This is a genomic window from Mechercharimyces mesophilus, from assembly GCF_059818345.1.
In genome coordinates this window covers 218,403-241,786 of sequence record NZ_JCBAPH010000003.1, presented here as the reverse complement: position 1 = coordinate 241,786, position 23,384 = coordinate 218,403, and the positions used below count along the sequence as shown (strand labels likewise).

The window sequence follows — 23,384 nt, the reverse complement described above, 5'->3', positions numbered from 1 at the left end:
AAAAGTAAGATCCATCATTCACATCCACTACTTCTAGCCTCTCTGACCCCGATCTCCTTCATTCCTTTTCAAGATGAGCAGATATTTCCTGTTAAAGCTTCCACCTCAGGAATTACTTTGCACTCATCTGCAAAAACAGCTCCACATCCTCCGCATAGACATCAATCGCCCGTTGCCAGAAATCTGGTTTTGTTAGATCTACATTGAGATGCTTCTGTGCTAATTCTTCCACTTGTAGACGCCCTGTATCGCGGAGGAGATCCACATACTTCTGTGCAAAGTCTCCACCTTCTTGCATCGCTTGTGCATAGATGCCCATACTAAACAAATATCCGAAAGTATACGGGAAGTTATAGAAAGGCACATCCGTAATATAAAAGTGGAGTTTGGATACCCAGAAATATTCGTTGTGTTCCCCTAAGACTCCGCCATACCCTTCTTTTTGTGCTTCCACCATCATCTCTTTTAAGCGCTCCATGCTAACTGGACCTTGCTTCCGTTCTTCATAAAAACGAGTCTCAAACAGAAAACGGGCATGAATGTCCAAGAAGAAAGCAGCCCCGCGTTGCAATTTATCTTCCAATAACATCAGCTTTTCTTGTTCATCCGTTGCCTGCTTCACTGCGGCATCCGCAACAATCATTTCAGCAAAAGTGGAGGCGGTCTCTGCTACATTCATCGCATACGCCTGCGAAAAAGCAGGGAGGTCCTTCATAACATATTGATGATAAGCATGACCGAGCTCGTGTGCCAACGTCGATACATTGGAGGCAGTGCCTGAGTAAGTCATAAAGATGCGGGATTCCTTTGCCAGTGGAAAGTCGGTACAAAATCCACCTGGACGCTTATAGGAACGATCTTCTGCTTCAATCCAACGATTTTCAAACGCCATACGAGTAAAGGAAGCCATTTTCGGATCAAATCGAGCAAACTGATCCTCAATAAAACGGGCCCCTTCATCGTACGAAACGGATTTTTCGGTTCCACTCATCGGGGCAAAGACATCATAAAAGGCCAATTGATCTAATCCTAATAATTCCTTTTTTCGATTCAGGTATTTCACTACGATCCCTTTATTCTTCTCAATCACTTCCCACATGGTATCCAGTGTTTGTTGTTGCATGCGATTTTTAAACAAGGGCTCTTTTAATACAGATTCCCATCCTCGATGTTTGTACAGTTGCAAGCGGTATCCACCTAAGTGGTTTAAAGCTGCGGCAGACAAATCTGCATTGTGAGAAAAAGCTTCTTTCGATGCTTGAAAGGCGCTCTTCCGAACTTCGCGATCTCCATCTTCCAACTTGTTAGCCAGCTGACCGACGGAGTACTCTTTGATTTCACCATTTTCTTCGTAGGGGACAGTAATTCGGCCAATGATGTTGGTATAGAGGTCGCCCCAAGCATGATACCCATCGACCGCTAAATCGTTAGCCAGTTTTTCTTGAGCGGCTGGCATCTTGTCCCGCGCCTGTGTGCGAATCTCTTCAAGAGAAAAGGCAATCGATTGAAGGGAAGGATGGGACAACAATTCCTTCCACTCCGTCTCTGCTACCTCGACAATCTTCTGTTCCCACTCCACCATGAGAGATTGGAAAGAAGCATCCATCTGAATAAGCTGACTACGTATCAGCTGTGCCCGTTCATCGCGTGTATCCGCTGCAGAAAGACAATCGACGAAGGAAAAAGCATGCACCAAACGCGCCCCAATCTCTTGGGCTGCTTCGGCTACTTCACCCCAATCAGCGGCGTATTTCATCACTTCCACTGTAGCCAAGCCGCCTACCTTCTCTTCTACCACATGCAACATCGCTTTTGTCTCTTGCATGAAGTTCTTCAGTTCAGCAGAATCGCTTCCTCCAGAGAAAAAGGACTCCAAATCCCATGTTGGATTATATGTTTGTTTCACTGAACATCTCCCCCTTATCTATCGATAAAATATGTATCTACTACTTTATACTTTATGACAATTTTAGAAAGAATGCAAAAGGAGGCCCTGATCGAAAAACCAAGGACTCCTTTTGCATTCGACGCTACCAATATTACCAAACAATCATTTGCCTGAAGAAATCAAGCGATCTGCGCCTTGTGTTGCTTCATCAGTCATCTTTTTGACCACTTGGTATTCCCGTTCACGCTTCGCTTCTACTCTTAATCGAACATCCACACTTTCCTCATAACGAGCGTAAGGTACATCATGATGACGATACATAGCATCTGAAATCGTTTGCGTGATCTGGTCGGATAAAATAAATAGCATCTCCCTTCAGTATTCACCTTCTATGGTAACAAGAGAGACCAAACAAATCAAATTCCCAATAAAGTTTCAGCGAAATCAATGCATCGGTTGCTGTGAAAATTCCTGAAAAGCTTCACGAACCAAGGTAACTGCCTGTGCCATCGCTGCGCCTCCACCAAATGCACCCGCAACAGCAGATGCTTCCAAAGCCATCCTTTCTGTTGCTCCTTGATCCACCGCTCCCTTAGTATGATAGATAATGCAATACTCATCATTGGTTAAAACACCGAGAGCTAGTCCAATGAGATGCTTGGATTGTTGAGATAACTCTCCTTCGGCAAAGCATGCTTGCGTAAACTGATTGTACTCGTGCGCCACTTCCGGCAACTGACGTTCAAAGTGACCCAACCCTTCTTTGTATTCACGCAACGCTTGTTGGATGATGGATGGTTCCACGTGCTTTCCTCCTTTTATCTCCTTCTTTGAAGCAAGACCCTTCAAGGTTAGCTTGTGCGAACCACCCGGCTTTCATTCAGACAGATGTCCTAGAGCAGAACGGATGAAACACTTGCTATCTAGTTACCTAATCCAAAATAAATCATCTCTATAATCTAGTTATAAACCAAGCCTTTTTCACACAGCCCTAATACTTCAGCAGTCGAAGTGCGAATGCTTTGGAAAAGATCTGGATTTTCAGCAAGTGAGATGCCGTACGAAGGAATCATTTCTTTCACCTTCGCTTCCCACTCTATCATCTGTTCGGGGAAACAAGTTTCTAGTACCTCTAGCATAACGTGTACAGCAGTAGAAGCTCCCGGAGAAGCACCCAAGAGAGCTGCGATCGAGCCGTCAGAAGCGCTAACCACCTCTGTACCAAACTGAAGTGTTCCTTTCCCGCCAGCCTCTGTATCCTTGATCACCTGTACACGTTGACCAGCCACCACAACATCCCAATCCTCGCTTTTCGCATGAGGGATAAACTCGCGCAATTCTTCCATGCGCTTTTCATTGGATAACAGTACTTGCTGTATAAGGTACTTGGTTAATGACATCTCTTTCATTCCTGCTGCCAGCATGGTAGTAACATTATTCGGCTTAACAGAACCTATCAAATCAAAATAGGACCCTGATTTTAAGAATTTTGGAGAGAAGCCCGCAAATGGCCCAAATAAAAGTGCCTTTTTGTTGTCAATATATCTCGTATCAAGATGGGGAACAGACATAGGAGGAGCTCCAACCTTGGCTTTCCCATATATTTTGGCATGATGCTTTTCAACAACTTCAGGATTATTACACACCAAAAAGAGCCCGCTAACCGGAAACCCACCAATATTCTTTGACTCCGGAATACCGGTTTTTTGCAATAAGGGTAGACTCATTCCTCCACCGCCGATAAAGACGAATTTGGCAGTATGGTATTCTGTCTGACCGCTATCAAGATCTTGCACTTTTACTTCCCACAACCCGTCACTCGTGCGTTTAATATCCTCCACACGGTGCTGATAGTTTAGCTCTACCTTTCTACTCTCTAAGTGTTGAAACAGTAGACGCGTTAAAGCCCCAAAATTAACATCTGTCCCAGAGTCGATTTTGGTTACCGCCATCGATTCATTCTCTGCACGCCCCTCCATAACAAGTGGCATCCATTCCTTCAGTTTGTCAGGATCAGCGGAGAATTCCATGCCGGCAAACAGAGGATTGTTCGCTAAAGCTTCAAAACGCTTCTTTAAAAATGCTACATTGTCCTCCCCTTGTACCAAACTCATATGAGGAAGTGGCATAATAAAATCCTGCGGGCGACGAATCAGATTGTTCTTGACAAGATAAGACCAAAATTGTCTAGATAACTGAAACTGCTCATTTACTTTCACAGCTTTGCTAATATCTATTGAACCGTCAGATTTTTCGGCCGTATAGTTTAGCTCACATAGTGCTGCATGACCCGTACCCGCATTATTCCATTCATTGGAACTTTCTTCACCAGCATTTTTAAGTTTCTCAAAAACTTTTATCTCCCATTCAGGTGCTAGCTCCTGTAACAATGATCCCAGAGTCGCACTCATGATTCCAGCACCAATTAAGATAACGTCTGACGTCTGTCTCTTATTCATGATAACCTTCCTTATATTATAAATTTACCTATTTTCACTAAATCCCTCTAGTCAAAGGGTGCCCCCCTTTATAATCGTTAGGAAGAAAGGAATAGGATATTCTATTTAAGTGACCGGGTGGGCGCTCTCCCAAGGTGTTATGAAGAAGAATTCCCTTCCTCGCTCATGCCGTAAGAGAACGTCCACACTCCCGCTGGTTGCATTCATCTAGATGCGTGTCGTGCATAAATGACTCTTTTTCATTGGTTCATTTCTCTATCATTTGCAAGCAGTTTTCCGAAAATCGATACGGCAATCCACTCTTATTCATAGAGAAGAGCGTCTACATAATACTGAAAAGCTTCTTCCCATTTTTCTTGTTCGCCAAAGCTCTCTGCTTTTTCCCACTGATCCGGATAAAACTCACGAACATAGGAGCGCAACCCTTTTATAACCTCTACTGCTTGCTTCCAATTCCCTCTATCTGCATACAATAATGCCAGTTGGTGAAACGCATATCCTAAGCCAGGAGTAACCAGATTAATGCCATCCTCGTATTCTAGTTCATGGAATCTATCTTTTTCCCGGGAAATAATGTCTTCTAGTTCTTGCATCGCTTTTTCGTTTTCGCCTGCTTGAAAACGATAATAAGCAAGGTAAACTTGTAAATGAACACGGCTCATCATGTATTCCATGGAAGGTGGAAAGGCATCTAGTGCGGTTGCCATCCGCTGTTCAGCTTGCTGATAGGCTCGCTTCTCCGCATCCATTTCTGCTAATTCCACCAAACTACGAACATAAGCAAAATGCCGATTGGCATTTGTTTGTGGGCCTTCTTCTGCAAGTGTCGTAAAGATACGATAGGCTAAATCCCGTGCACCCACCTGCATACAGGTAACAGCCACCAACATACGATTGTTCATATCGGAAAAGTCAGCAAAGAATCCCTTAGGGAGTTGATGGGAGACAAGTGCTTCTGCTTCTCTTTGTAGTTCCATTTGCTTATCCATTTCGGTTCACTCCGTGCTTCAATGTGGTCTTTGCCTCTAGTTTATCATGAGTCAGGATTCCCTTTTTGTACATTTTGTGAAGAATAGAGATAAGTTGACTGCAAAATAATAGAAAATATCCATAGTCTACCTTCATATGTCCCAGATGAAAACACCTCCTGGGAGCATCAAGTTCTCTCGGTGCGTGGTTGATGGGCGGCGGCATCTCCCATCGTTGCTTGATCCGTGGCTCAGAGTCTCTCGACAGATTCGCCCAAAAGAGACTCATGATTGCGATGACTTCAACATAAGATTGTCCAAGAGCGTACTTTCCGTGTAGAGAAAGTCGATCTTGCAGAATTCACAAGGGTACATGTTATGATTTACAAAGAGCGAAGCCATCTAACTCTCTCATCGCTAGCATCGTTCGCACTTAGAATCGCAAAGGAGGAATCGTGCGATGTCTTTTGAGTTCGCTCCTGATTTTTGTTTACCCAATTTAACGACAGGTGAGAAGCATTGCCTGCATCAAGAGCGGGGAAACGTGGTTCTCCTCACCTTCTGGGTGACATGGTGTCCCGCTTGTCAATCCGATTTACCAAAAAAAGAAGTGTTCTACCGCTCTCTTCAGCATCCCCATTTCCGCTTCCTCTCAATAAATGTAAGTGGACGGGAAGCAAATCCTGAAGAGGTACCTACCTATATTGAAGAGCAAGGGCTTACCTTCCCTGTTTTGCTCGATGATGGAAAGAAAGTTTATGATGCCTACCAGATACCCGCAGTCCCAACGTCTGTATTAATAGATTCAGACGGCAAAGTAAGAGGAACCTATGACGAGTTCATACCCTTTACTACTATTATACAAGATATCGGCTCGCTTATTGATAGACTAGAACCTTAATTTGTGAGGTGCTTAGCGATGAGTTGGTTTGAAGCGATGATTTTAGGAGTGATTCAAGGATTAACAGAATTTTTACCCATCAGTAGTACAGGCCATCTTTATATTGGACGACACTTATTTGGATTAGATGAAGCTGGATTATTCCTGGATACCATGCTTCATTTCGGAACCTTACTCGCAGTAATCACCGTTTATAAAGACGAACTCCTCACCATTTTAAAGAACCCATTCGGACGGTTAACAAGATTGCTTGTCATCGGAACCATTCCGACAGCGATCATCGGACTCACCTTCAAAGATTTCTTCGAAGGGATCTCGCAGACGGGACAAACCATCGGATGGGAATTCCTCGCCACAGGTCTCATCTTATGGCTGGCCGATCATTGGAAAGAACGTGGCTTTAAAGACTGGGATCAAATTAAGGTTCGTGATGCCTTCATCATCGGTACCTTTCAAGGGGTAGCCATCCTCCCCGCTATCTCACGTTCCGGACTAACCATTGCTGCAGCTTTATTCCAACGGATCGATAAGGAAACCGCCGCAGCCTTCTCTTTTCTGCTATCGGTTCCTGCGATTACAGGAGCCGTCTTCCTTCAAGGAAGTGAATTATTCTCAGGTAGCGCACTCTCTCTTCCCTTGTCTTCCTTACTTATTGCCACACTTACTTCTGCTTGCTTTGGATACCTCGCTGTAAGGTGGATGATTAACATCCTACAACGAGGATCGCTCAAGGGTTTTGCCATCTATGTTTGGGGATTGGGGATTTTGGTATTGCTATATCAAGCTAATTTTTAATTTTTCTGGTAATAAGGGCTATATACTACTTCTAGCTTCAGCCGAAAGGGATCTTCAAAATAGACTGCATAATATTGGATCGTGTCGTGAAAATTCGCTGGACTGTTATACAATATGGGGATCTGACATGCCTCTAAGTACTTCACCACCGACTCTACATCGGTGAGCGATTCCACCTGAAAAGCCACATGATTTAGGCCAGGACGTTTGCGATGAAATCCTGCTCCCTTAAAGCGCTCTTCACACTGGACTAGGCACCATTTCATCTCTCCATTTCCATACAGAACGTAGCTTTCCTGCTCTGCACGTTGATAAAACCCGAGTACCCTCATCAATGGGTCATAAAAAGAGACCGCTTTCGCTAAATCTTCTACCTGATAATCAAGATGAGAGAAAGTCACCTTCATGCAGACTCTTCCTTTATAATCGAGTGAATCAAGTGTTTCGGTGACATGTCACCAAGTGATGCCCACTCTACCACACGCTTTCTACGGAAAAGATTAGAAGTAATCTCTTTTGTACTAAGACCTTCTTTCTTTAAACCCTTCGTTTCATCAACCAACCAATAAAGAAAATCCAATTTCTTTTGTAACGCTTCTGCTCCCTGCTTAATCATACCCGCATGACCACAAAACAAAGTCGTGACTGGCAAGGTGAGGACATATTCAATCGAGTCAATCATCTTATAAACAGACTCCCCACGAATTCCTGTAGCGAGACGTGTGCCTAAAAACAGATCACCAGCGAACAACCATCCTGTCTTCTCTTCGAATAGAGAATGATGATCCTCACAATGCCCTGGGGTTTCAAGGATGTGGAAGCGATACCGAGAAGTAAGAATCTCTTTTTCCACTACTTGCCCTGTTGTCCATACGGGTACCCCCCAAGATGTTCTTCGATAAAAAGGGATGCGACCCACCCTCTGAATCTGGTCAATGGTTTTTTGCATCATGTAAACAGGAATACCTTGCTCCTTTAACCAGGATACATTTCCTACATGATCTTCATGGTGATGTGTAATGATGATCTTCTCGACCGGGTATTGATCAACAAAGTTAGCCACTTCTGATTTCGCTTTTGGCGCGCCTGTATCAATCAACAACCCATCAACCCAGTAGGTATAAAACTTCATCCGCATACCTAGCGATCCCCAATGACAACGTAGCGCCACAACTTCATCCAATTTACTGATGGTGCTTCGTATGTTACTCATAAGAAAGTGTCCCCTTACTAGAATAAAATGAATAACCATTCATTATTGGTTGTATTGTATCATGATTGTTTCCTTTGCGGAAGATGCTGAGGAAAATTTTCCACCTTCCTCGAGAAGGAAAAATAGGGATTCAAACCCGTTCGGCATTTTCCTGAGAGAAAAACCCAACAACAAAAGAGCTCAAAAACAAGTTTCAACCTCACTCTTTGTTTTTGACCTCTGTATTAGGCTTTTTTATTTGCAGTTAGGTACTTCAGTCGCAATGATGACTCTACCCTCTTTTAGCTCTGACGCAAGCGCATGATTTCCAACTCTTTTTCCGCGACTAACTGTTTTAACAACCGATTTTCTTCCCTAAGCAGCGTAACTTCTTTCTTCCTACTCGGACCACTTTCCACAAAGCTCCCTTGCTGATGCTGGCGAATCCACTTGCTTAATACATCTGGTGAAATTTGATGTTTTTTTGCTACACTTGCTAGATCCCCACTCGCTATGGCCTGTTGTACGACTACCAATTTCTTTTTATCTGATGTCGCTCCCTTTATTCCATTCATCGTGTTGATCCTCCTTTTGGCATTCCTTATCCAGTCACCTTTTCTCTTTTTCCATTCCCTTTATTGTATCCACCAAGAAGAGGGTTTGTCTTAGACTAACCTCTAAATATGAAAAGTTAATCAACGTACCTATTAAGCCATATGTATGAAATTTAGAAGCCATAGTGCCACGGGAGTGAAAGATATCGCTTTTTTTCGATACGGATTGCTGATGAGTAGGGGGCATTTTCTTGAGAAGGGCAGTCTCTATCCACCACCCTTCAACTGAAATCCGCTCTCTATCCATCATTACAGACACAAAACACCAAGATAATAGCGATAATTAAAAGCAAGATAATTACTCTTCTACCGCTAAATAAATCACCGAAAACACCACCAATAAAAGGCATATACTCTTTCCTCCTTTCTCTTTTCTAGTATTCTATTCAGGTAAACTATCATTGGTATGAGCCGTTATCCTACCAACTACGAAATAATATAGTAGGAATAAGCTAATAGTGATTCAAAAATAGCAGCCAGTGCTAGCACCAACTGCTGCTGACCATCCTCTATATCTCAAAAAAGGATTAACTGTTGTTATTGCAACAAACGAGCACGACAACAATAACCAACAATAAAACCAACACCCAGCTTAGAGAATAAGGACGTCGTCTTCTGCATCCACAAGGATTGCAACACCAACTCATTCTTCCTCCCCCTTTCTACTCTAAAGTTACTAATATCCTATGCCTCAATCATCAAAGAGTGCTAGATTTTACACCAATTCTAGTAAAATAGGTTCCTATGTGGAAGAGATAGACTTTTCTCTATGTATTTTTATCTATCATTATATAAGTTACCTTTTCTCCTCTCATGCTTGTTTTTGAGAAGGAGAAGTTGCTTATGCACACAATAGAGGCTCTCTATTAAAGTAGAGAGCCTCTATTAGCGCTTGTTGATCTCCTATTTACTATCGCAAGATTCATGATATTTTATGAGCACACTTTCACCCATTCTATTCATTAGCGTGACTCTTGAAATCCTAATAGCACTCGCCGTAGGTCAGCCACTTGTTGAAGACGTTGAACCACGAGTCGATCTGCCGCCTGACAAGTTGGGATATCTTCCTTTTTAGATAGTTCATAAATTTTAAGCAACATATCATAGATGGATAATGTTTTTTCCTTTACGCGTTCTTCACGATACCCCTTCAGTTCATCTGCTACCTGAATCAGTCCTCCTGCATTAACCAAATAATCAGGACCATATAATATCCCCCGATCATGCAAAGCCTTCCCGTGTTCTTCTGCTTCCAATTGATTGTTCGCTGAGCCCACGACTGCCGAGCACTTCAATTCAGCAATCGAGCGGTCATTCATGACACCACCACGAGCACAAGGAGAGAAGATGTCACAAGAAACAGCATGAATTTGATCAACGTTTGTTTTTTCAACCTGATCTGGATAACGATCGGTTAATTTTTCTACGTTTTCTGTTCGTACGTCGGCGATAACCACATAGGAATCTTCTTCCATTAATAGTTCAACCAATTTGTAACCAACCTTCCCTACTCCTTGAATGGCAATCGTGCGACCAGCAAGAGTAGGTTCGCCCCACAAGTGTTTAGCAGTTGCCCGCAAACTTTGTAACACACCAATGGCTGTTGGAATGGAGGTATCCCCACTCCCACCATGGCTTTGTGGCAACCCCACAAAAGCGTCACATTCGCGAGACGCGTGTACAAAATCCTCTGGGTTCGTCCCCATATCTGTTCCGGTAAAGAAGCGACCATTTAATCCGCCCACAAATCGACCCAATGTGCGAAAGAGTTCGGGTGATTTGTCTTTCTCAGCATCCCCGATAATAACTGCCTTGCCCCCACCAAAATCGACATCAGCCAATCCATTTTTATAAGTCATTCCGCGAGAAAGTCGCAAAACATCGTCCAACGCTTCATCGGTCGTCGCGTAAGGAAGCATGCGGCAACCACCTAGCGCCGGTCCCATCGTGGTATTATGAATAGCAATGATCGCTTTTAAACTAGAAGACGGATGGTGGCAAAAAATCACTTGTTCATGACCCCACCGAACCATCTCAGCAAAAACATCTTTCATCACTTTCGAAGACTCAACGGAATGAGAAGTACTCTCCGAATAACCTTCGGGATGTTCCGCACCTTGGCTTTGCAACATCTTCATCAGTCATCCATCCGTTTCTTATTCAATGATGTTTTGCTTACAGAATCCACTTACGTTCGTTTCCCTTATTTTATTTCCCTTGAAAACGTGGAGCGCGCTTTTCGACAAAAGAAGAAACACCTTCAAGAAAATCTTGTTTCCTGCCTGCTTTCTCCTGTAGCTGGGCTTCTAACTCCAAGGACTCTTCCAATGTTTGCTCCATCCCTTTGTAAAGCGCTTGCTTTGTCATTCCCATACTTGCTGTCGCTCCGCAGGCCAATTCTCCTAACCATGCCTTCGCCTCTTTTTCCAATTGGTCATGTGAGACGATGCGATTTGCCAAGCCAATTTGAATGGCTTCTTCTGCCTCAATATCGCGTGCAGACATCGCCAATTCCATAGCACGGCCCATACCAACCAAACGAGGAAGGAAATAACTTGCCCCGGTGTCCGGCACCAATCCAATGCGAGTAAAAGCAATCACGAAACGAGTACGATCAGAAATAATGCGCATATCACAAGCAAGCGCAAGACTGGCACCTGCCCCTGCCGCTACACCATTGACAGCAGCAATGACTGGCTTCTCCATCCGGGCGATTTCCATAACAATAGGATTGTATTGCTCACGGACACTCTTTCCAAAAGCCAGTTCAGCAATATTGGGATCAGCATGGTCTGTTAAATCTTGTCCAGAACAGAATGCTTTTCCTGCACCCGTTAAAAGAACAGCTCGAATCTCCGAATCTTTATTTGCTGTCTGTAAGACTTGAAGGAGCTCTTTTTTCATTTCTAGGTTAAGGGCATTATATTTTTCTGGGCGATTGAGTGTGATAATCCCAACGCCATCTTCTTTTGTCAAAAGTACAGTCTTCTCCATCTATTTTCTCTCCCTTTATTCTCTATTTCCCTATGAATTGTGGTTTTCTCTTCTCTACAAACGCCTGCATACCCTCTTTTTGATCCTCTGTCGCAAACAAGAGGTAAAAACATTTCTGTTCGAAATCCAGACCCTCCATCAATGGTGTCTCCAATGACTTAAGAATCGATTGTTTCGCCAACCGAACAGCTACTGGTGCCTTCTTGCCTAGTTCCTCTGCCCACTTCATCGCTTCTTCCTCCAATGAAGCTTGCGGAAGCACTCGATTAATTAAACCTAAACGATAAGCTTCCTCGGCATCTATCGATTTCCCAAGGAGAACCATCTCCATCGCTTTCGTCTTCCCTATCGTCCGCGCTAACCGTTGTGTCCCACCAGCCCCTGGCATCACACCTAGGTTAATCTCTGGTTGACCAAACTTCGCATTCTCTGACGCGAGGATGATATCGCAAGCCATTGCCAATTCAAAGCCTCCCCCTAAGGCTAAGCCACTGACAGCTGCTACAATGGGTTTTTTCACCTGCCGAATACGATCCCAAGCAGAAAAAAAGTTTTGCAATAACATATCTACTGGAGTGGTCTCCATCATCTCACCAATATCTGCCCCCGCAGCAAAAGCGCGCTCATTTCCAATAAGAAGCATAGATCCAATTTGATCGTTCTGATCCATCTGTTCCAGCGCATCGGCCAATTCATTCATGAGTGGGAGGTTTAATGCATTCAAAACCTCCGGACGGTTCAATTGAATGCGGCCTACTCGTCCCTGTTCTTCCACTACTAGATACTGGTATATATAGACCCCTCCTCATCTATCTACTTCTCTTTCTCAGGAACATGTTAACGCTTTCAATACTGACTTTATATTCATTTTAGCAAATCATTGCCCATTATCCAAGGATTTGCTGTGAAAAGAAGAAGCAATATTAGAATAGAAGGCATAGACACTCGCTTACCGCTTGTGAATACGCCTTCTATCCGCCTTTGCCATCTTTCACCTTCGTTAATACACTTGTTGCTTCGCTTCTTGCACACACGATTTGCAGATGATCCGATCTTTATAGTAAATCACATCATCCATCCCATCACAAAAAACGCAACTTGGGCTGTATTTTTGCAATACAATCGCTTCATCATCCTTAATAAACACTTCAAACCCATCATGTGCGGAAATATTCATGCTCCGGCGTAACTCTTTTGGTAACACCACTCTACCTAAATGATCCACTTTACGAACAATTCCGATGCCTTTCATCTTCTACTTCCCCTCTCAAATTTTGAACTTGGAAGAGGTTCGTCAACCGGAAGGGGGAAGAAGATCCTGTTTTTATTACAGTTACTTGGAGTACTCTCCCCCAATGGGGGACTTTTGTTTTGCTGGCTTATCTTCTGCAGAATTTGTCGTTGAAGTTGAGTTCATTTCACTGGGTGAATTCTCTTCTTCATCGTTCTCTTCCGTTTCGCCATCCGCTTGGGATGCGTCTTGGTTTCCATCATTCACCGCGTCACTACCCTCTTCTGGTTCGTCAGAATCGGAAGCACCCGTACCATCTGTTCCTTTGTTTTCTGTTTCTTGAGCAGGAGCGTAATCGGAATCTGACTCATCGGCCTCATCCCTCTGATCATCTTGAACTTCTCCTGCTTCACTATCCTGATTATCCTCTTTCGACTCCTCTGAGGTTCCTTCCTCTTCTGAGCCATCGCCCTCTTCTACTACTTGTTCCTCTTCTTGCTCTTTTTGAGCCTTTATCGCCTTCGCTTCGTTAATCCATTCTTCCCATTTCTCTTCGGGTGGAGGATTACGAAGAACTTCTGGATTGGTTTTTTCCACGGTATCTGTCAATTGACTCACCGTTAATTTCTCCGCTTCTTCTGTAGACACTTCCATCCCTGAACGGTTGGCTAACAGCCACAAAGCGTACTTCCCAGGGGATAAGCCCATGGTGCTTGCCTCTTCCTTCACCACTTCGGGAAGCGGAACGGTGTAGATAAACACCCCTGATTTCACCAAATCGCTGTCTTTATTCACTTGTTGGCGAATCGAAGAAAGTGTTTCCTCGCTTTTCGAGGTCGATTTCTTTTTTGAGACGCCAGAGACAATCACTTTCTCGTTGGACTGCAAGCTGCCATCCTGATTTGCTTTGCGCAAAAACTGAACGACAACTTCACCTGCCTCTTCTTCCTCCCATTGAATCTCATCTACAATTTCTTCTGCTGAAGCTGTTAGAGGACGAACTTCCACTACCTTTTCCTCTTGATCTAATCCCAGCTCAATGCTATCTTTCATGTCGATGTATATGTAGCGTTCTGCATGAACGCCAGGGACATTCCAGATGATTGAGTAGAGCAGGAAGAGTACCGCTAAACCAGTCGCCCCACTTGCAACTAAAAGCGGACGAAACGAAGGCAATTGAAATCCTTTACTCGATCTTGGAATTTGAATCTCTTCCCCGATTTCGGGATCAGTGTCCCTCCGACGTACTTTCTCAAACGCTCCGCTGGGAGTCATGACAACGATCGACCTTTTACGAACTTCCATCACGATCCCTTTTTGCACTGTTGCCACCCCCTTCCGCATCTAACGATAGTCCCAAATACTCCCTCATCATAGGTAAATCTTCAACTAAAACGATGGTTAATGCCAACAAATATTTTCGATGTCTTGATATGGTCCGTCGATGACACCCAAGAAACAATGCCAGTTCCTTTGCTGGTCTTTTCTTTTTCTGCAATACGGTCAGATAGGAAACATTGGCCACAATCTGCTCTGCATAGCGTAATAACGATTCTCTTGTATCTTTGTGTTTTGGAGACAATTTCACCAGATCTTTTATGGAAATACCGTACTTTTCTAAGGAATAGTTATACTGCTCAATCTCCAATCGACGCATAAAAGCTTCTTCATCTGCTTGAAAACGATGCATCGACTCTTGGATCATTTCTACTTGTCGATCTTCTCTCACCGGATCTTCCGTATAAGAAACTTCTTGTCTGTATTTTTGTTCAGACCGAAAATAGTCGATCAGTCGCCTACGAATGACCATATAAGAAAATGTTTTAAATGAGCTATTCTGTTCTCTTGTATAATTGCGAATTGCTTCATCAAATCCCTGAAGCGCAATCGAGTATTCATCATCTCCTTGTGTGATGGCACGATTGCAAATCCGGGACGCAATGCGTAAAATATATTTTTGATTTAATCGAAGCAACTCTTCTCTTAAAAAGGGCGACTGACCATTCTGTGCTTCGATTACTGCTGTTTCTATCCCCTCAGTCTGAACAGTATTCCCCTCTCCCCCCGGAACGAGCAATGCATGACACCTCTTCCTACTTCATTATTCGTAAGCTTGCCGATTTTTTAGTCCTTTTTTCTATCATTTTAACACAATCTGCTCTTCCCTCCTATTGATTCTAGGCTTTAGGTCTGACTCTATAACCAGTTTGATTGTTAAATAGATGAGAGATCCTAAGAATATCCTAAAAAATGTCTATTCGATCTAAAATGCCAATAAATGAAGGTCCCCTTCGACGCCCTCAGTAATCAACTACAAGGCTACGCCAAAGGAGACCCTCCCCCATCTTTCTTCATGAAAAAGGAACGATAGTCACCATCTAACTCATTTTCGCTCATGCTTGGCACATCTAGAGATCCAAGTAGAACTTTATCTTCATTATGATGAGGAAAACTCACATTATAAGAGCGCAAGTCTAAGCTCATTCAGTAATATCACTCAGAAATACCCTCTTCCCTACTTTTTTTCTCGCACCTCTTCTACAGATTGCGGATTTTCCAATGAAGAGAGGTCACCCAGGTCTTCACCCAGATAAGCAGCTCGAATCACTCTTCTTAGTATTTTCCCATTTCTTGTTTTGGGAAGCTCGGAAACGATAGCCACACGCTGAGGCTTCAACGCTTTTCCCAAACGCTCCGCCACCGAGGTGATAAGAGCATGTTCAATCTCTCTCTCTGCTTCTCCTGTTTCTTTTAATACCACGAAACAAACCACCGCTTCTCCTTTAATCGGATCCGGGATACTAATCGTTGCCGCTTCTATGACAGCAGGGTGATCGACTAAGATGGATTCCACTTCTGCTGGACCTAATCTTTTGCCCGCGATTTTCAAGGTATCGTCAGAACGTCCGGTAATGTTCCATTCACCCGCCTCGCTGATCTCAACCCAATCGCCGTGAACCCACATACCAGACCACCTATCCCAATAGGTTCGTTTATAACGGTCAGGGTCCTGCCAAAACCCTTTGGTCATGCCTACCCATGGCTGTCGAATAATTAACTCACCTACTTCTCCACGTACCGATTCTCCATTGGCATTAACCACATCGGCATCCATGCCTGGAAGTGGACCTGCAAACATACAAGGAGTGAGCGGATATAAGAGATTGCCACCCAAGATGCCACCCGCAATTTCTGTGCCCCCTGAATAGTTGAAGATGGGTACTTTTTTCTTACCTACTTTTTCAAAAAGCCACAGCCATGGCTCTGGGTTCCATGGCTCGCCTGTTGAGCCAAACACACGTAAACGAGAGAGATCTCGCCCCTCTATCCATTGCTCCCCGTGTTTCATCAGTGCTCGAATCACTGTCGGAGAGATTCCCAAGTGGGTAACATCATGATTTTCCACCAGTTCCCACAGACGATCAGGTTTAGGATAATCGGGTGTTCCCTCATAAATCACCATCGCACTTCCTGCCAAGAGCGAAGAAAACACCATCCACGGCCCCATCATCCAACCCATATCCGTTACCCACATCAACACGTCGCCTTCTTTTAGATCCATACCATAGATCGCATCCGATGCTGCTTTCACTGGAAACCCCGTATGGGTATGTACCGTTCCCTTAGGCTTACCGGTGGTCCCCGAGGTATAAATAATCATAAATGGATCATCTGCTGCCATCTCTTCCGCAGAAAGCGTTTTCATTTCTTGCTTCACTTGCTCCCACTCTAAGTCACGCTTATCCTGCCAGGGGATCGTACGTTGCAGTCGACGAACGACGACCACATGCTCCACAGAAGAAGCCATCTCAACCGCTTTATCCGCCTCTTCCTTCATCGGAATCACCCGACCACGTCGCTTAAAACCATCTGCCGTAATCAAAACTTTTGCGCCGCAATCATTTAAACGGACTGCGACCGCATCCGCACCATAACCAGAAAAACATGGAGTGAAAATCGCTCCAATTCTCGCAACTGCCAACATCGCAATCACATTTTCCGCGATCATGGGAAGGTAAATCGCCACGCGATCACCTCGTTTCACACCCAGATCTTTTAAGCCTGCTGCTACGTTCTGAACTTCTTTCCATAATTCATGATAAGTCCATCTCAGTACATTCCCGTCATCTCCTTCCCAAATCAACGCCTCCTGATTTCCCTTCCCCTTCTTTTCTATTTGTCGTTCTAAACAGGACTCTGTCAGATTGAGACGTCCACCTACAAACCAGTGTGCCCACATGGAGCCTTGTGTCAGATCCAACACCTGCTTATATTCCTGGCGCCATTGTAACCCTATATCTCGTACAACAGCATCCCAATACCAAGCAATATCCGCTACGGATTGACGATAAAAATCTTCGTAGTTAGCAAAGCCATTCTTTTTCATCAAGCGGAATAATTCGGTCTTTTTTTGTTGTTCCTCAGTCGGAAACCAAACGGCTTCGGCTTGTTTCACTTCATCATCACTCCTGCTTGTAGATTTTAAGGAAGAAGTCCCCTGTAACCTACCTTTATCTTAGCATGATGAGATCCTGGAATGAAGAGTTGGCCTAAATAGGGATCCACCAATGAAACCCCTACCTTTTGATCATGAATCCTCTCCGTATTAAAATAGAAACGGTACAAGAAGACCATAAAAGGGTAATATGATGATAAACCCGATAACAAAGTGAGTGAAGACAATGGAGAGAGATTACCTAAAACGAACCATTTTAAAAAGGGAAGTGCATAGTCAATACCTAGCAGAAGAGCGAACCATTCAAATTTACCTTCCCCCAGGATACGATGATAACCATACTTATCCTGTCCTCTATCTGCACGATGGGGACGACTACTTCAATCTCGGTAGAATAGCTACCCAAGCCAATAAAATGATTCTCGAAGAGGAAATTACCCCCATCGTCATGGTAGCCATTCCAGTGGACAAGTCGGTGCGCATAGAAGAGTATGCACCGGGATATGACCGAAACCAGGCGTATCAGCAGTTTTTTACTTATGAGCTTCTCCCAGAGATAGAAGGGGAGTTCGCTGTCGACACCACCGTCTCTGGACGGGTCATCGGTGGCTCTTCCTTGGGAGCTACGGTTTCCCTTCACCTAGCATTGGAACATCCGCAACTTTTGCGTCAGGTCCTTTCCCAATCAGGTGCCTTCTTAGAACCCACCATCGACGCAATTCTACAGCAAGACACCCTAAACGATGTATCCATCTATCAAACCGTCGGTATGGAAGAAACTGCTGTTTCCACACATCTAGGCAAAATCGACTTCATTACCCGCAACCGTGAAGTGCATCGTCACTTACAGGAAAAAGAGTGCCGTGTACACTACGAAGAAAAAGAAGGAGACCACACCTGGGGGTTCTGGCAAAAAGATATTCCTACTGCGCTACGCTACTTCTTCCAAAAGTAATCCTCCCCTATGTAACCATTCTGCTACCTTATGCGGGATGGTTACATAACAAAAATGAGATAGAAAACGATTTTCTCCCTTCCCCACCCTCCCCTACCTTAATAATAAGTAACCCGGTAGGATGAGCATCGCATCACCACCCTAAAAGCAAAAAGAGGCATTTATCCTCTATCATTTGCATTTCACTTCTTACAATCCACTCACATAATCTATACTATCCCATTGAATGCATGAAACGATTTGCAAGAATTACTAGAAAGGAGTTTCCCATTTGAATGCCATTCGCTACGCCCCTTTGTTAAAGGAAACCATGCGACCGTTCGTCAAAAAGCGCATCAGTTTTGTGGAAAAAGATTATTACCCACGCAATCAACAATCCAGCGGAAGCGTAAAACCGTACGTTTTTCATCCCAGTCGTTTTAGTGGCATCATATTGATCAACTCCATCGGACCATCAGCGGGTCCTCCTCTCGTCCAAACCTACGGCATGCGCGATTACAAAAAATCTCTTCCTTTTTCGCAACAAACCGTCTTTCGGTTAGCCTCTACCACCAAGATGTTTACTGGATTGGCCATTGCCCTATTACATCAACAAGGAGCTCTTCGTGTTTCTGACCCGTTAGTGAAATACCTTCCTTCTGCCCTCCCTGTCTCCCCGTATAACAGTCAAGTAACGATTCACCACCTCCTTACCAATACTTCAGGTCTTGCCCGCAACCCAAACTATTTACCCCTTAAGGCGCTCCAATTCATTGCTAAACCTGGACAAAAATATGAATATAGTAATTCAAATTACTTGCTATTAGGAAGGTTAATCGAGAAAGTAACAGGCATTCGTTATGAATCATTTATCTCTCAATCCCTGATTCGGCCTCTCGGACTCACAAATACTGGATTTAGTGACTCTATGAAAGGAATTAAACGAAGCGCAACCGAATATGTTCAATTAGGAACCATGCTCGTCCCTATTTATGAAGATCGCTTTCGGCTGAAATCGGCCGCAGGTATGTATTCCACGGTGACCGATCTTCATCGCTTTAATCAGAAATGCCATACTCTCATTCGCCCGAATACCCTTCAACTGATTAATGCTCATCACCAGCCACCCTATCCCCAACTCACCGAGGGCTATTATGGGTATGGTCGTATCTTGGCTGCAGATCGATCTTACTGGAGGCATTCTGGTGAATTGGGCGGAACCTATGGAATGAATGCCACCTTTCCCAAACAACAAGTTTGTGTCACTTTTTTCTCCAATATTCGACCCATGAATTCACTCACTCTCCCTTTACAAATCCTGCTTCGTATCAAGAACCAAGTGATTGAAAAAATAGCGAAGTGAACCATTTTTTAGTATGAATGGTCGATCATCGTTATCGTACCACCCATTCTTTGTGTGGGAGGAACTATCCGTCCTCACCCCCTTCTCTTCTGAGGTCAGGGAACCTCTCGCACTTCGTCAGACAAGCCTATTTTCAACCACTACATAAGGGGGCAGTCACCTTGAAAAAATGGGTAGAGGAAATTGAAATCCATGCTCCTCTCGAATCTGTATGGAAACTTTTTGACGGCTCATTGGAAAACATGCAAAAGATCATGCCACAAGTTGTAGACCAAGAACCGATTCACGTTACGCCTGAACTAGTCGGCAGTACACATCGACAAAAGTATCGCGAAGGCAAAAGAGTCATGGAGTACGAAGTAAAAACACTAGCTTGGGAAGATACAGCCACATACAAAAACCTGAAGGTGGGTTTTACATTAGCAAACCATTTTGAGATTACTGCTCAGTATGAACTTTTCCCCATAAACGAAGCGAAGACACGCTTTGCCTATACCGCAACCAACAAGCCGTTAACGTGGGTAGGTCATCTATTCTTATTCTTTGCTAGCAAAAAAGTCGTCGTCCAATTTGTAGAAAGGGTAAAAAAAGTAGCGGAGGAAGAGCTGAAATCCCCAAAAAAATAACCGATCGAGTGGGGATATCCCCTTTCGATCGGTTGCCGTTCTTCACTCGATGAGCACCTTATTTCCCTTCTCCGAAAGAGACTAACTCAGCCGGTTGGACCAACACACGCCCCTGACCTTGAAAGTCCAATTGGAAGGTTTCTCCTGAAGATCGACCCATCAATGTTTTTAAATTAATATCGGTTTTCACCTTAGGAGAAACTCCTGCTGTCCAACCAATAACCGCATTGGGATCAATTACAACAGGAGCATCCAACGCAATCGGCTCACCGTGTGACGTAATGGCCACAAACCCTGTACCTGATAAACGACAAGTGAAAAGGCCACCAGAGGCGATTCCTGCTCCCTTAATCATGGAGATATCCCACTCAACCGATGATTCAAATGCAAGGAGGTGACGACCTTCTACAAATAATGTTTCCCCTGATAGCTTTAATATTGTTACCTCGGAAGCATTATCTGCTAAAAACAAATCGCCTTTCCCCTCGGCCTGCATCAAAGGAACCCCTTCACCCGTCATCTTCTTTTTCAACCATTTTCCCAGTCCACCCGAACTGCTGGAAAAACGAATGTCTCCTTGATAAGCGATCATGCTACCTGCTCGGCACATCACCGTTTCGCTCACTCGAATCTTTAGCGCTTTGGAATTCTGTAACACGAATGATTCTTGTGCTTCTACTTCTTCCGCTTGTTCCAATAAATGTTCCAACGACTTTGCCACATTCCATCTCTCCTTTGTGCTTATCCGTCCTTCTAATTCGCGATCGATGGAATGGTTTCCTTCCTTATCTTGTGATAACTTCTTCTTCTTCTCCCACCAACGAGCTTTTCGGTCCGAAAAACTCATAGTGAAGATGTTCATCCGCCACACCCATGTTTAATAAAGTGTGATACATGTTGCGCATAAAGGGGAGCGGACCACAGAAGTAGACATCTGCTTCTTCGGTCGGCCATATTTCTTTGAGTTGTTTTTCATTCATGTACCCGACAAAGTTAAACCGCTCTTGCACCCGATCTTCCTCTGATGGCTGTTCGTACCATATAAACGACTCTACTTGCGGATAATGGCTACTCACTTGCTTAATGTGTTCCCTCATCGCATGAACGTCTCCATTGCGAGTGGCATGAAGGAAGAGGACTTTTCGTTCCGGTGTTGTTCGAATCACGGTATTAAGCATGGAAATCATCGGTGTGATACCCACACCACCACTCATGAGAACAACAGGTTTTGTCGATTCCTGATTTAGCACAAACTCGCCTGCCGGTGCGCTTACTAGGAGGGTATCCCCTACTTTCAGCTGGTCATGCAGATAATTGGATACGATACCATCCGGCGTTTCTTCAAACCCTGCTTCCTTTTTGACACTAATTCGATAGACTTTTTTATTGGGAGCATCCGAGAGACTATATTGACGGATATGCGTATTCTTGAGCCCAGGGATTTGCATCTTCAAACTGATATACTGCCCTGGTTGGAAAAGAGGAAGCTCCCCTCCATCTGTCGCTTTCAAATAGATAGAGAGAATTTCATTACTCTCTCGTTCCGTCCGTTCGACCAAAAATGGACGGAAATCAGCCCATCCATCTGCTTGCTCCTCCGCTTGCTGGTACAAGCCTTTTTCAATGTTGATAAATACATCAGCAATCACCCCGTACGCCTCACCCCACGCGTCCATCACCTCATCTGTTGCCACCTCTTGCAATACATCTTTTATCGCAATCAATAGATACTTACCAACAATCGGATAATGCTCAGGCTTTACGCCTAAGCTACGATGTTTATGGGCGGCCGACATCGCTTGAGGTAAGATCTCTTCCAGGCGATCAATGTGAAGTGCCGCTAAATAAACCATATTGGCTAGTGCTTCTGGCTGTCTTCCCCGCTTTTGATTCGCATGGTTAAAAATATTTAATAATTCAGGATGATCCTGAAACATCATTTGGTAGAAGTGTTTGGTAATTTGTGTGCCTTGTGTTTTTAATAACGGAGCAGTCGCTTGAATCACTTCGATTGTCTTTGCTGGTAACATGATTATCGCCCCTTCATCTGTTTGTCGCAAGGTGTTTCCTTGCTTTGACTTCATTATAGAAGGAGCTACCAAATTTCTATGTGATGGTTATCACTTAAGCAGTGACGAAATCGTGACGATCACATCTCAACCGAAATTAATCAAAGAAGCGATGGGGAAAGCGGGAAGAAAGAGTAGTATTTTAAGTGGTATTTTATATTTGATCAAGGAATACTTACTCACCACCTCCGCCTCCACCTCCACCGTCTCCCCCATCTCCAAACATCACGCGCTTACGAACCTGATTCACATATGGAGAAGGCAAAGCTTGGTTTAATCTCCGCTGGCACTCCGTCATAATAGAAGCAATTTCAAGACTTCGTGTCCGAATGTCTAAACGAGGTAATACATATCGCTTCTTTTTCGAAATTCCACTGAAAATCCCCTTAATAGCTTCCATCTTGCCACCTTCCTTTCGCATTTCATGGCGCATCTCTACGAAATCACTCCGGTCTCCTCCAAAATCATAAGCAATTCGTGCTGGAAGTTCCTTTCATCTTCGTTCAAGGAACCGTCAATACCCACTTTCCTTCCTGATGGTATACTTGTCTTGAGGAGGTGCCCAGTATGAAAACTCCCTTTAGTCGTTTTCGTATAATCAGTTATTCAGAAGGAATCTCTTTCCTACTTTTGCTTATGATTGCCATGCCGTTAAAATATTTAGCCGACTGGTCGATCGGAGTAACCATCGTCGGTTGGATCCACGGCTTACTCTTTATCCTCTATTTCCTTAGCCTTGCTCATGTTTGGTGGGCTGATCGTTGGCCTTTCATCCGTGTAGTAGGAGCGGCTATCGCATCGGTGCTCCCTTTCGGTACATTTATCTTCGATGCACGCCTACAGAAGAAAAATTCTTCTTTTGAAAGCTAATCATCTACTCTGCAGAAGAGCCTC

24 protein-coding genes are annotated in these 23,384 nt (G+C 44.0%); 6 read left to right on the top strand and 18 right to left on the bottom strand.

Annotation, left to right across the window (positions count from 1 at the left end; genetic code table 11):
- Nucleotides 1–112: 112 nt before the first annotated feature.
- The 5 genes from AC6RGY_RS11005 to AC6RGY_RS10985 all read right to left on the bottom strand — a co-directional run bounded on the left by AC6RGY_RS11005 (nt 113) and on the right by AC6RGY_RS10985 (nt 5,336).
- Nucleotides 113–1,906, bottom strand: coding sequence for a M3 family oligoendopeptidase (locus AC6RGY_RS11005; protein ID WP_499862942.1), 1,794 nt, complete (start codon nt 1,904–1,906; stop codon nt 113–115).
- A 144-nt stretch (nt 1,907–2,050) separates the two neighbouring features.
- Nucleotides 2,051–2,257 (bottom strand): YuzK family famiily protein, encoded by a 207-nt coding sequence (locus AC6RGY_RS11000; protein WP_499862940.1) that lies wholly within the window; start codon nt 2,255–2,257, stop codon nt 2,051–2,053.
- 75 nt (nt 2,258–2,332) lie between these two features.
- Nucleotides 2,333–2,692 (bottom strand): carboxymuconolactone decarboxylase family protein, encoded by a 360-nt coding sequence (locus tag AC6RGY_RS10995; RefSeq protein ID WP_499862938.1) that lies wholly within the window; start codon nt 2,690–2,692, stop codon nt 2,333–2,335.
- Between the two features lie 155 nt (nt 2,693–2,847).
- Nucleotides 2,848–4,347: a malate:quinone oxidoreductase gene (locus AC6RGY_RS10990; protein WP_499862936.1), complete on the bottom strand. Its 1,500-nt coding sequence runs from the start codon at nt 4,345–4,347 to the stop codon at nt 2,848–2,850.
- Nucleotides 4,348–4,649: 302 nt separating this feature from the next.
- Nucleotides 4,650–5,336 carry a tetratricopeptide repeat protein gene (locus tag AC6RGY_RS10985; protein ID WP_499862934.1) on the bottom strand — a complete coding sequence of 229 codons (687 nt, stop codon included), beginning with the start codon at nt 5,334–5,336 and terminating at the stop codon, nt 4,650–4,652.
- A 439-nt stretch (nt 5,337–5,775) separates the two neighbouring features.
- On the opposite strand from AC6RGY_RS10985, the gene AC6RGY_RS10980 reads away from it, so the two are divergent.
- Together AC6RGY_RS10980 and AC6RGY_RS10975 are read left to right on the top strand one after the other, a co-directional pair.
- On the top strand, nt 5,776–6,216 hold the full coding sequence (locus tag AC6RGY_RS10980) for a TlpA family protein disulfide reductase (protein ID WP_499862932.1): 441 nt from the start codon (nt 5,776–5,778) through the stop codon (nt 6,214–6,216).
- Nucleotides 6,217–6,234: 18 nt separating this feature from the next.
- Complete coding sequence (locus AC6RGY_RS10975; RefSeq protein ID WP_499862930.1) at nt 6,235–7,011, top strand: undecaprenyl-diphosphate phosphatase; 777 nt, start codon at nt 6,235–6,237, stop codon at nt 7,009–7,011.
- On the opposite strand, the gene AC6RGY_RS10970 is transcribed toward AC6RGY_RS10975, so the two are convergent.
- The 10 genes from AC6RGY_RS10970 to AC6RGY_RS10925 form a co-directional block, all read right to left on the bottom strand.
- Entirely contained in the window at nt 7,008–7,418 is a 411-nt protein-coding gene (locus tag AC6RGY_RS10970) for a VOC family protein (protein ID WP_499862928.1), read from the bottom strand. The genes AC6RGY_RS10975 and AC6RGY_RS10970 overlap by 4 nt on opposite strands.
- On the bottom strand, nt 7,415–8,224 hold the full coding sequence (locus AC6RGY_RS10965) for an MBL fold metallo-hydrolase (RefSeq protein ID WP_499862925.1): 810 nt from the start codon (nt 8,222–8,224) through the stop codon (nt 7,415–7,417). Before AC6RGY_RS10965 ends, AC6RGY_RS10970 begins: the two co-directional genes overlap by 4 nt.
- A 281-nt stretch (nt 8,225–8,505) precedes the next feature.
- Nucleotides 8,506–8,778 (bottom strand): transposase, encoded by a 273-nt coding sequence (locus tag AC6RGY_RS10960; protein ID WP_499862923.1) that lies wholly within the window; start codon nt 8,776–8,778, stop codon nt 8,506–8,508.
- Between the two features lie 1,001 nt (nt 8,779–9,779).
- The gene (locus AC6RGY_RS10955) at nt 9,780–10,955 is read right to left on the bottom strand and encodes a Glu/Leu/Phe/Val dehydrogenase dimerization domain-containing protein (RefSeq protein ID WP_499862921.1); all 1,176 of its coding nucleotides are present in this window, start codon (nt 10,953–10,955) and stop codon (nt 9,780–9,782) included.
- A gap of 70 nt (nt 10,956–11,025) precedes the next feature.
- The gene (locus AC6RGY_RS10950; protein ID WP_499862919.1) at nt 11,026–11,811 is read right to left on the bottom strand and encodes an enoyl-CoA hydratase/isomerase family protein; all 786 of its coding nucleotides are present in this window, start codon (nt 11,809–11,811) and stop codon (nt 11,026–11,028) included.
- Between the two features lie 22 nt (nt 11,812–11,833).
- Complete coding sequence (locus tag AC6RGY_RS10945) at nt 11,834–12,604, bottom strand: enoyl-CoA hydratase-related protein (RefSeq protein ID WP_499863125.1); 771 nt, start codon at nt 12,602–12,604, stop codon at nt 11,834–11,836.
- A gap of 207 nt (nt 12,605–12,811) precedes the next feature.
- Nucleotides 12,812–13,063, bottom strand: coding sequence for an AbrB/MazE/SpoVT family DNA-binding domain-containing protein (locus AC6RGY_RS10940; RefSeq protein ID WP_499862917.1), 252 nt, complete (start codon nt 13,061–13,063; stop codon nt 12,812–12,814).
- An 81-nt stretch (nt 13,064–13,144) separates the two neighbouring features.
- Complete coding sequence (locus AC6RGY_RS10935) at nt 13,145–14,365, bottom strand: anti-sigma factor domain-containing protein (protein WP_499862915.1); 1,221 nt, start codon at nt 14,363–14,365, stop codon at nt 13,145–13,147.
- Complete coding sequence (sigI, locus tag AC6RGY_RS10930) at nt 14,334–15,119, bottom strand: RNA polymerase sigma-I factor (protein ID WP_499862913.1); 786 nt, start codon at nt 15,117–15,119, stop codon at nt 14,334–14,336. The genes AC6RGY_RS10935 and sigI overlap by 32 nt, the downstream gene beginning before the upstream one ends.
- Before the next feature lie 438 nt (nt 15,120–15,557).
- Entirely contained in the window at nt 15,558–17,498 is a 1,941-nt protein-coding gene (locus tag AC6RGY_RS10925; protein WP_499862911.1) for an AMP-binding protein, read from the bottom strand.
- 226 nt (nt 17,499–17,724) lie between these two features.
- Between AC6RGY_RS10925 and AC6RGY_RS10920 the strand changes: the two genes are divergently transcribed.
- From AC6RGY_RS10920 to AC6RGY_RS10910, 3 genes are all read left to right on the top strand, one after another.
- A complete protein-coding gene (locus AC6RGY_RS10920) occupies nt 17,725–18,453 on the top strand; it encodes an alpha/beta hydrolase (RefSeq protein ID WP_499862909.1) in 729 nt (242 codons plus the stop codon).
- Between the two features lie 271 nt (nt 18,454–18,724).
- Nucleotides 18,725–19,795 (top strand): serine hydrolase domain-containing protein, encoded by a 1,071-nt coding sequence (locus AC6RGY_RS10915; RefSeq protein ID WP_499862907.1) that lies wholly within the window; start codon nt 18,725–18,727, stop codon nt 19,793–19,795.
- Nucleotides 19,796–19,956: 161 nt separating this feature from the next.
- Nucleotides 19,957–20,421: an SRPBCC family protein gene (locus tag AC6RGY_RS10910; RefSeq protein WP_499862905.1), complete on the top strand. Its 465-nt coding sequence runs from the start codon at nt 19,957–19,959 to the stop codon at nt 20,419–20,421.
- Nucleotides 20,422–20,479: 58 nt separating this feature from the next.
- Here the strand turns inward: AC6RGY_RS10910 and AC6RGY_RS10905 are convergent, their stop codons facing one another.
- The 3 genes from AC6RGY_RS10905 to AC6RGY_RS10895 all read right to left on the bottom strand — a co-directional run bounded on the left by AC6RGY_RS10905 (nt 20,480) and on the right by AC6RGY_RS10895 (nt 22,890).
- Nucleotides 20,480–21,142: an AIM24 family protein gene (locus tag AC6RGY_RS10905; RefSeq protein ID WP_499862903.1), complete on the bottom strand. Its 663-nt coding sequence runs from the start codon at nt 21,140–21,142 to the stop codon at nt 20,480–20,482.
- Between the two features lie 64 nt (nt 21,143–21,206).
- Complete coding sequence (gene hmpA / locus AC6RGY_RS10900) at nt 21,207–22,451, bottom strand: NO-inducible flavohemoprotein (protein ID WP_499862901.1); 1,245 nt, start codon at nt 22,449–22,451, stop codon at nt 21,207–21,209.
- A 214-nt stretch (nt 22,452–22,665) separates the two neighbouring features.
- The gene (locus tag AC6RGY_RS10895; protein ID WP_499862900.1) at nt 22,666–22,890 is read right to left on the bottom strand and encodes a hypothetical protein; all 225 of its coding nucleotides are present in this window, start codon (nt 22,888–22,890) and stop codon (nt 22,666–22,668) included.
- A gap of 167 nt (nt 22,891–23,057) precedes the next feature.
- On the opposite strand from AC6RGY_RS10895, the gene AC6RGY_RS10890 reads away from it, so the two are divergent.
- On the top strand, nt 23,058–23,360 hold the full coding sequence (locus tag AC6RGY_RS10890; RefSeq protein ID WP_499862897.1) for a DUF3817 domain-containing protein: 303 nt from the start codon (nt 23,058–23,060) through the stop codon (nt 23,358–23,360).
- Nucleotides 23,361–23,384: the final 24 nt, after the last annotated feature.

What these genes read in the sequence shown, in the direction of transcription:
- AC6RGY_RS11000 (WP_499862940.1), bottom strand. Translation starts at nt 2,257, where the DNA reads ATGCTATTTATTTTATCCGACCAGATCACGCAAACGATTTCAGATGCT.
- AC6RGY_RS10990 (WP_499862936.1), bottom strand. Translation starts at nt 4,347, where the DNA reads ATGAATAAGAGACAGACGTCAGACGTTATCTTAATTGGTGCTGGAATC.
- AC6RGY_RS10985 (WP_499862934.1), bottom strand. Translation starts at nt 5,336, where the DNA reads ATGGATAAGCAAATGGAACTACAAAGAGAAGCAGAAGCACTTGTCTCC.
- AC6RGY_RS10980 (WP_499862932.1), top strand. Translation starts at nt 5,776, where the DNA reads ATGTCTTTTGAGTTCGCTCCTGATTTTTGTTTACCCAATTTAACGACA.
- AC6RGY_RS10975 (WP_499862930.1), top strand. Translation starts at nt 6,235, where the DNA reads ATGAGTTGGTTTGAAGCGATGATTTTAGGAGTGATTCAAGGATTAACA.
- AC6RGY_RS10970 (WP_499862928.1), bottom strand. Translation starts at nt 7,418, where the DNA reads ATGAAGGTGACTTTCTCTCATCTTGATTATCAGGTAGAAGATTTAGCG.
- AC6RGY_RS10965 (WP_499862925.1), bottom strand. Translation starts at nt 8,224, where the DNA reads ATGAGTAACATACGAAGCACCATCAGTAAATTGGATGAAGTTGTGGCG.
- AC6RGY_RS10960 (WP_499862923.1), bottom strand. Translation starts at nt 8,778, where the DNA reads ATGAATGGAATAAAGGGAGCGACATCAGATAAAAAGAAATTGGTAGTC.
- AC6RGY_RS10955 (WP_499862921.1), bottom strand. Translation starts at nt 10,955, where the DNA reads ATGAAGATGTTGCAAAGCCAAGGTGCGGAACATCCCGAAGGTTATTCG.
- AC6RGY_RS10950 (WP_499862919.1), bottom strand. Translation starts at nt 11,811, where the DNA reads ATGGAGAAGACTGTACTTTTGACAAAAGAAGATGGCGTTGGGATTATC.
- AC6RGY_RS10940 (WP_499862917.1), bottom strand. Translation starts at nt 13,063, where the DNA reads ATGAAAGGCATCGGAATTGTTCGTAAAGTGGATCATTTAGGTAGAGTG.
- AC6RGY_RS10920 (WP_499862909.1), top strand. Translation starts at nt 17,725, where the DNA reads ATGGAGAGAGATTACCTAAAACGAACCATTTTAAAAAGGGAAGTGCAT.
- hmpA (WP_499862901.1), bottom strand. Translation starts at nt 22,451, where the DNA reads ATGTTACCAGCAAAGACAATCGAAGTGATTCAAGCGACTGCTCCGTTA.
- AC6RGY_RS10895 (WP_499862900.1), bottom strand. Translation starts at nt 22,890, where the DNA reads ATGGAAGCTATTAAGGGGATTTTCAGTGGAATTTCGAAAAAGAAGCGA.
- AC6RGY_RS10890 (WP_499862897.1), top strand. Translation starts at nt 23,058, where the DNA reads ATGAAAACTCCCTTTAGTCGTTTTCGTATAATCAGTTATTCAGAAGGA.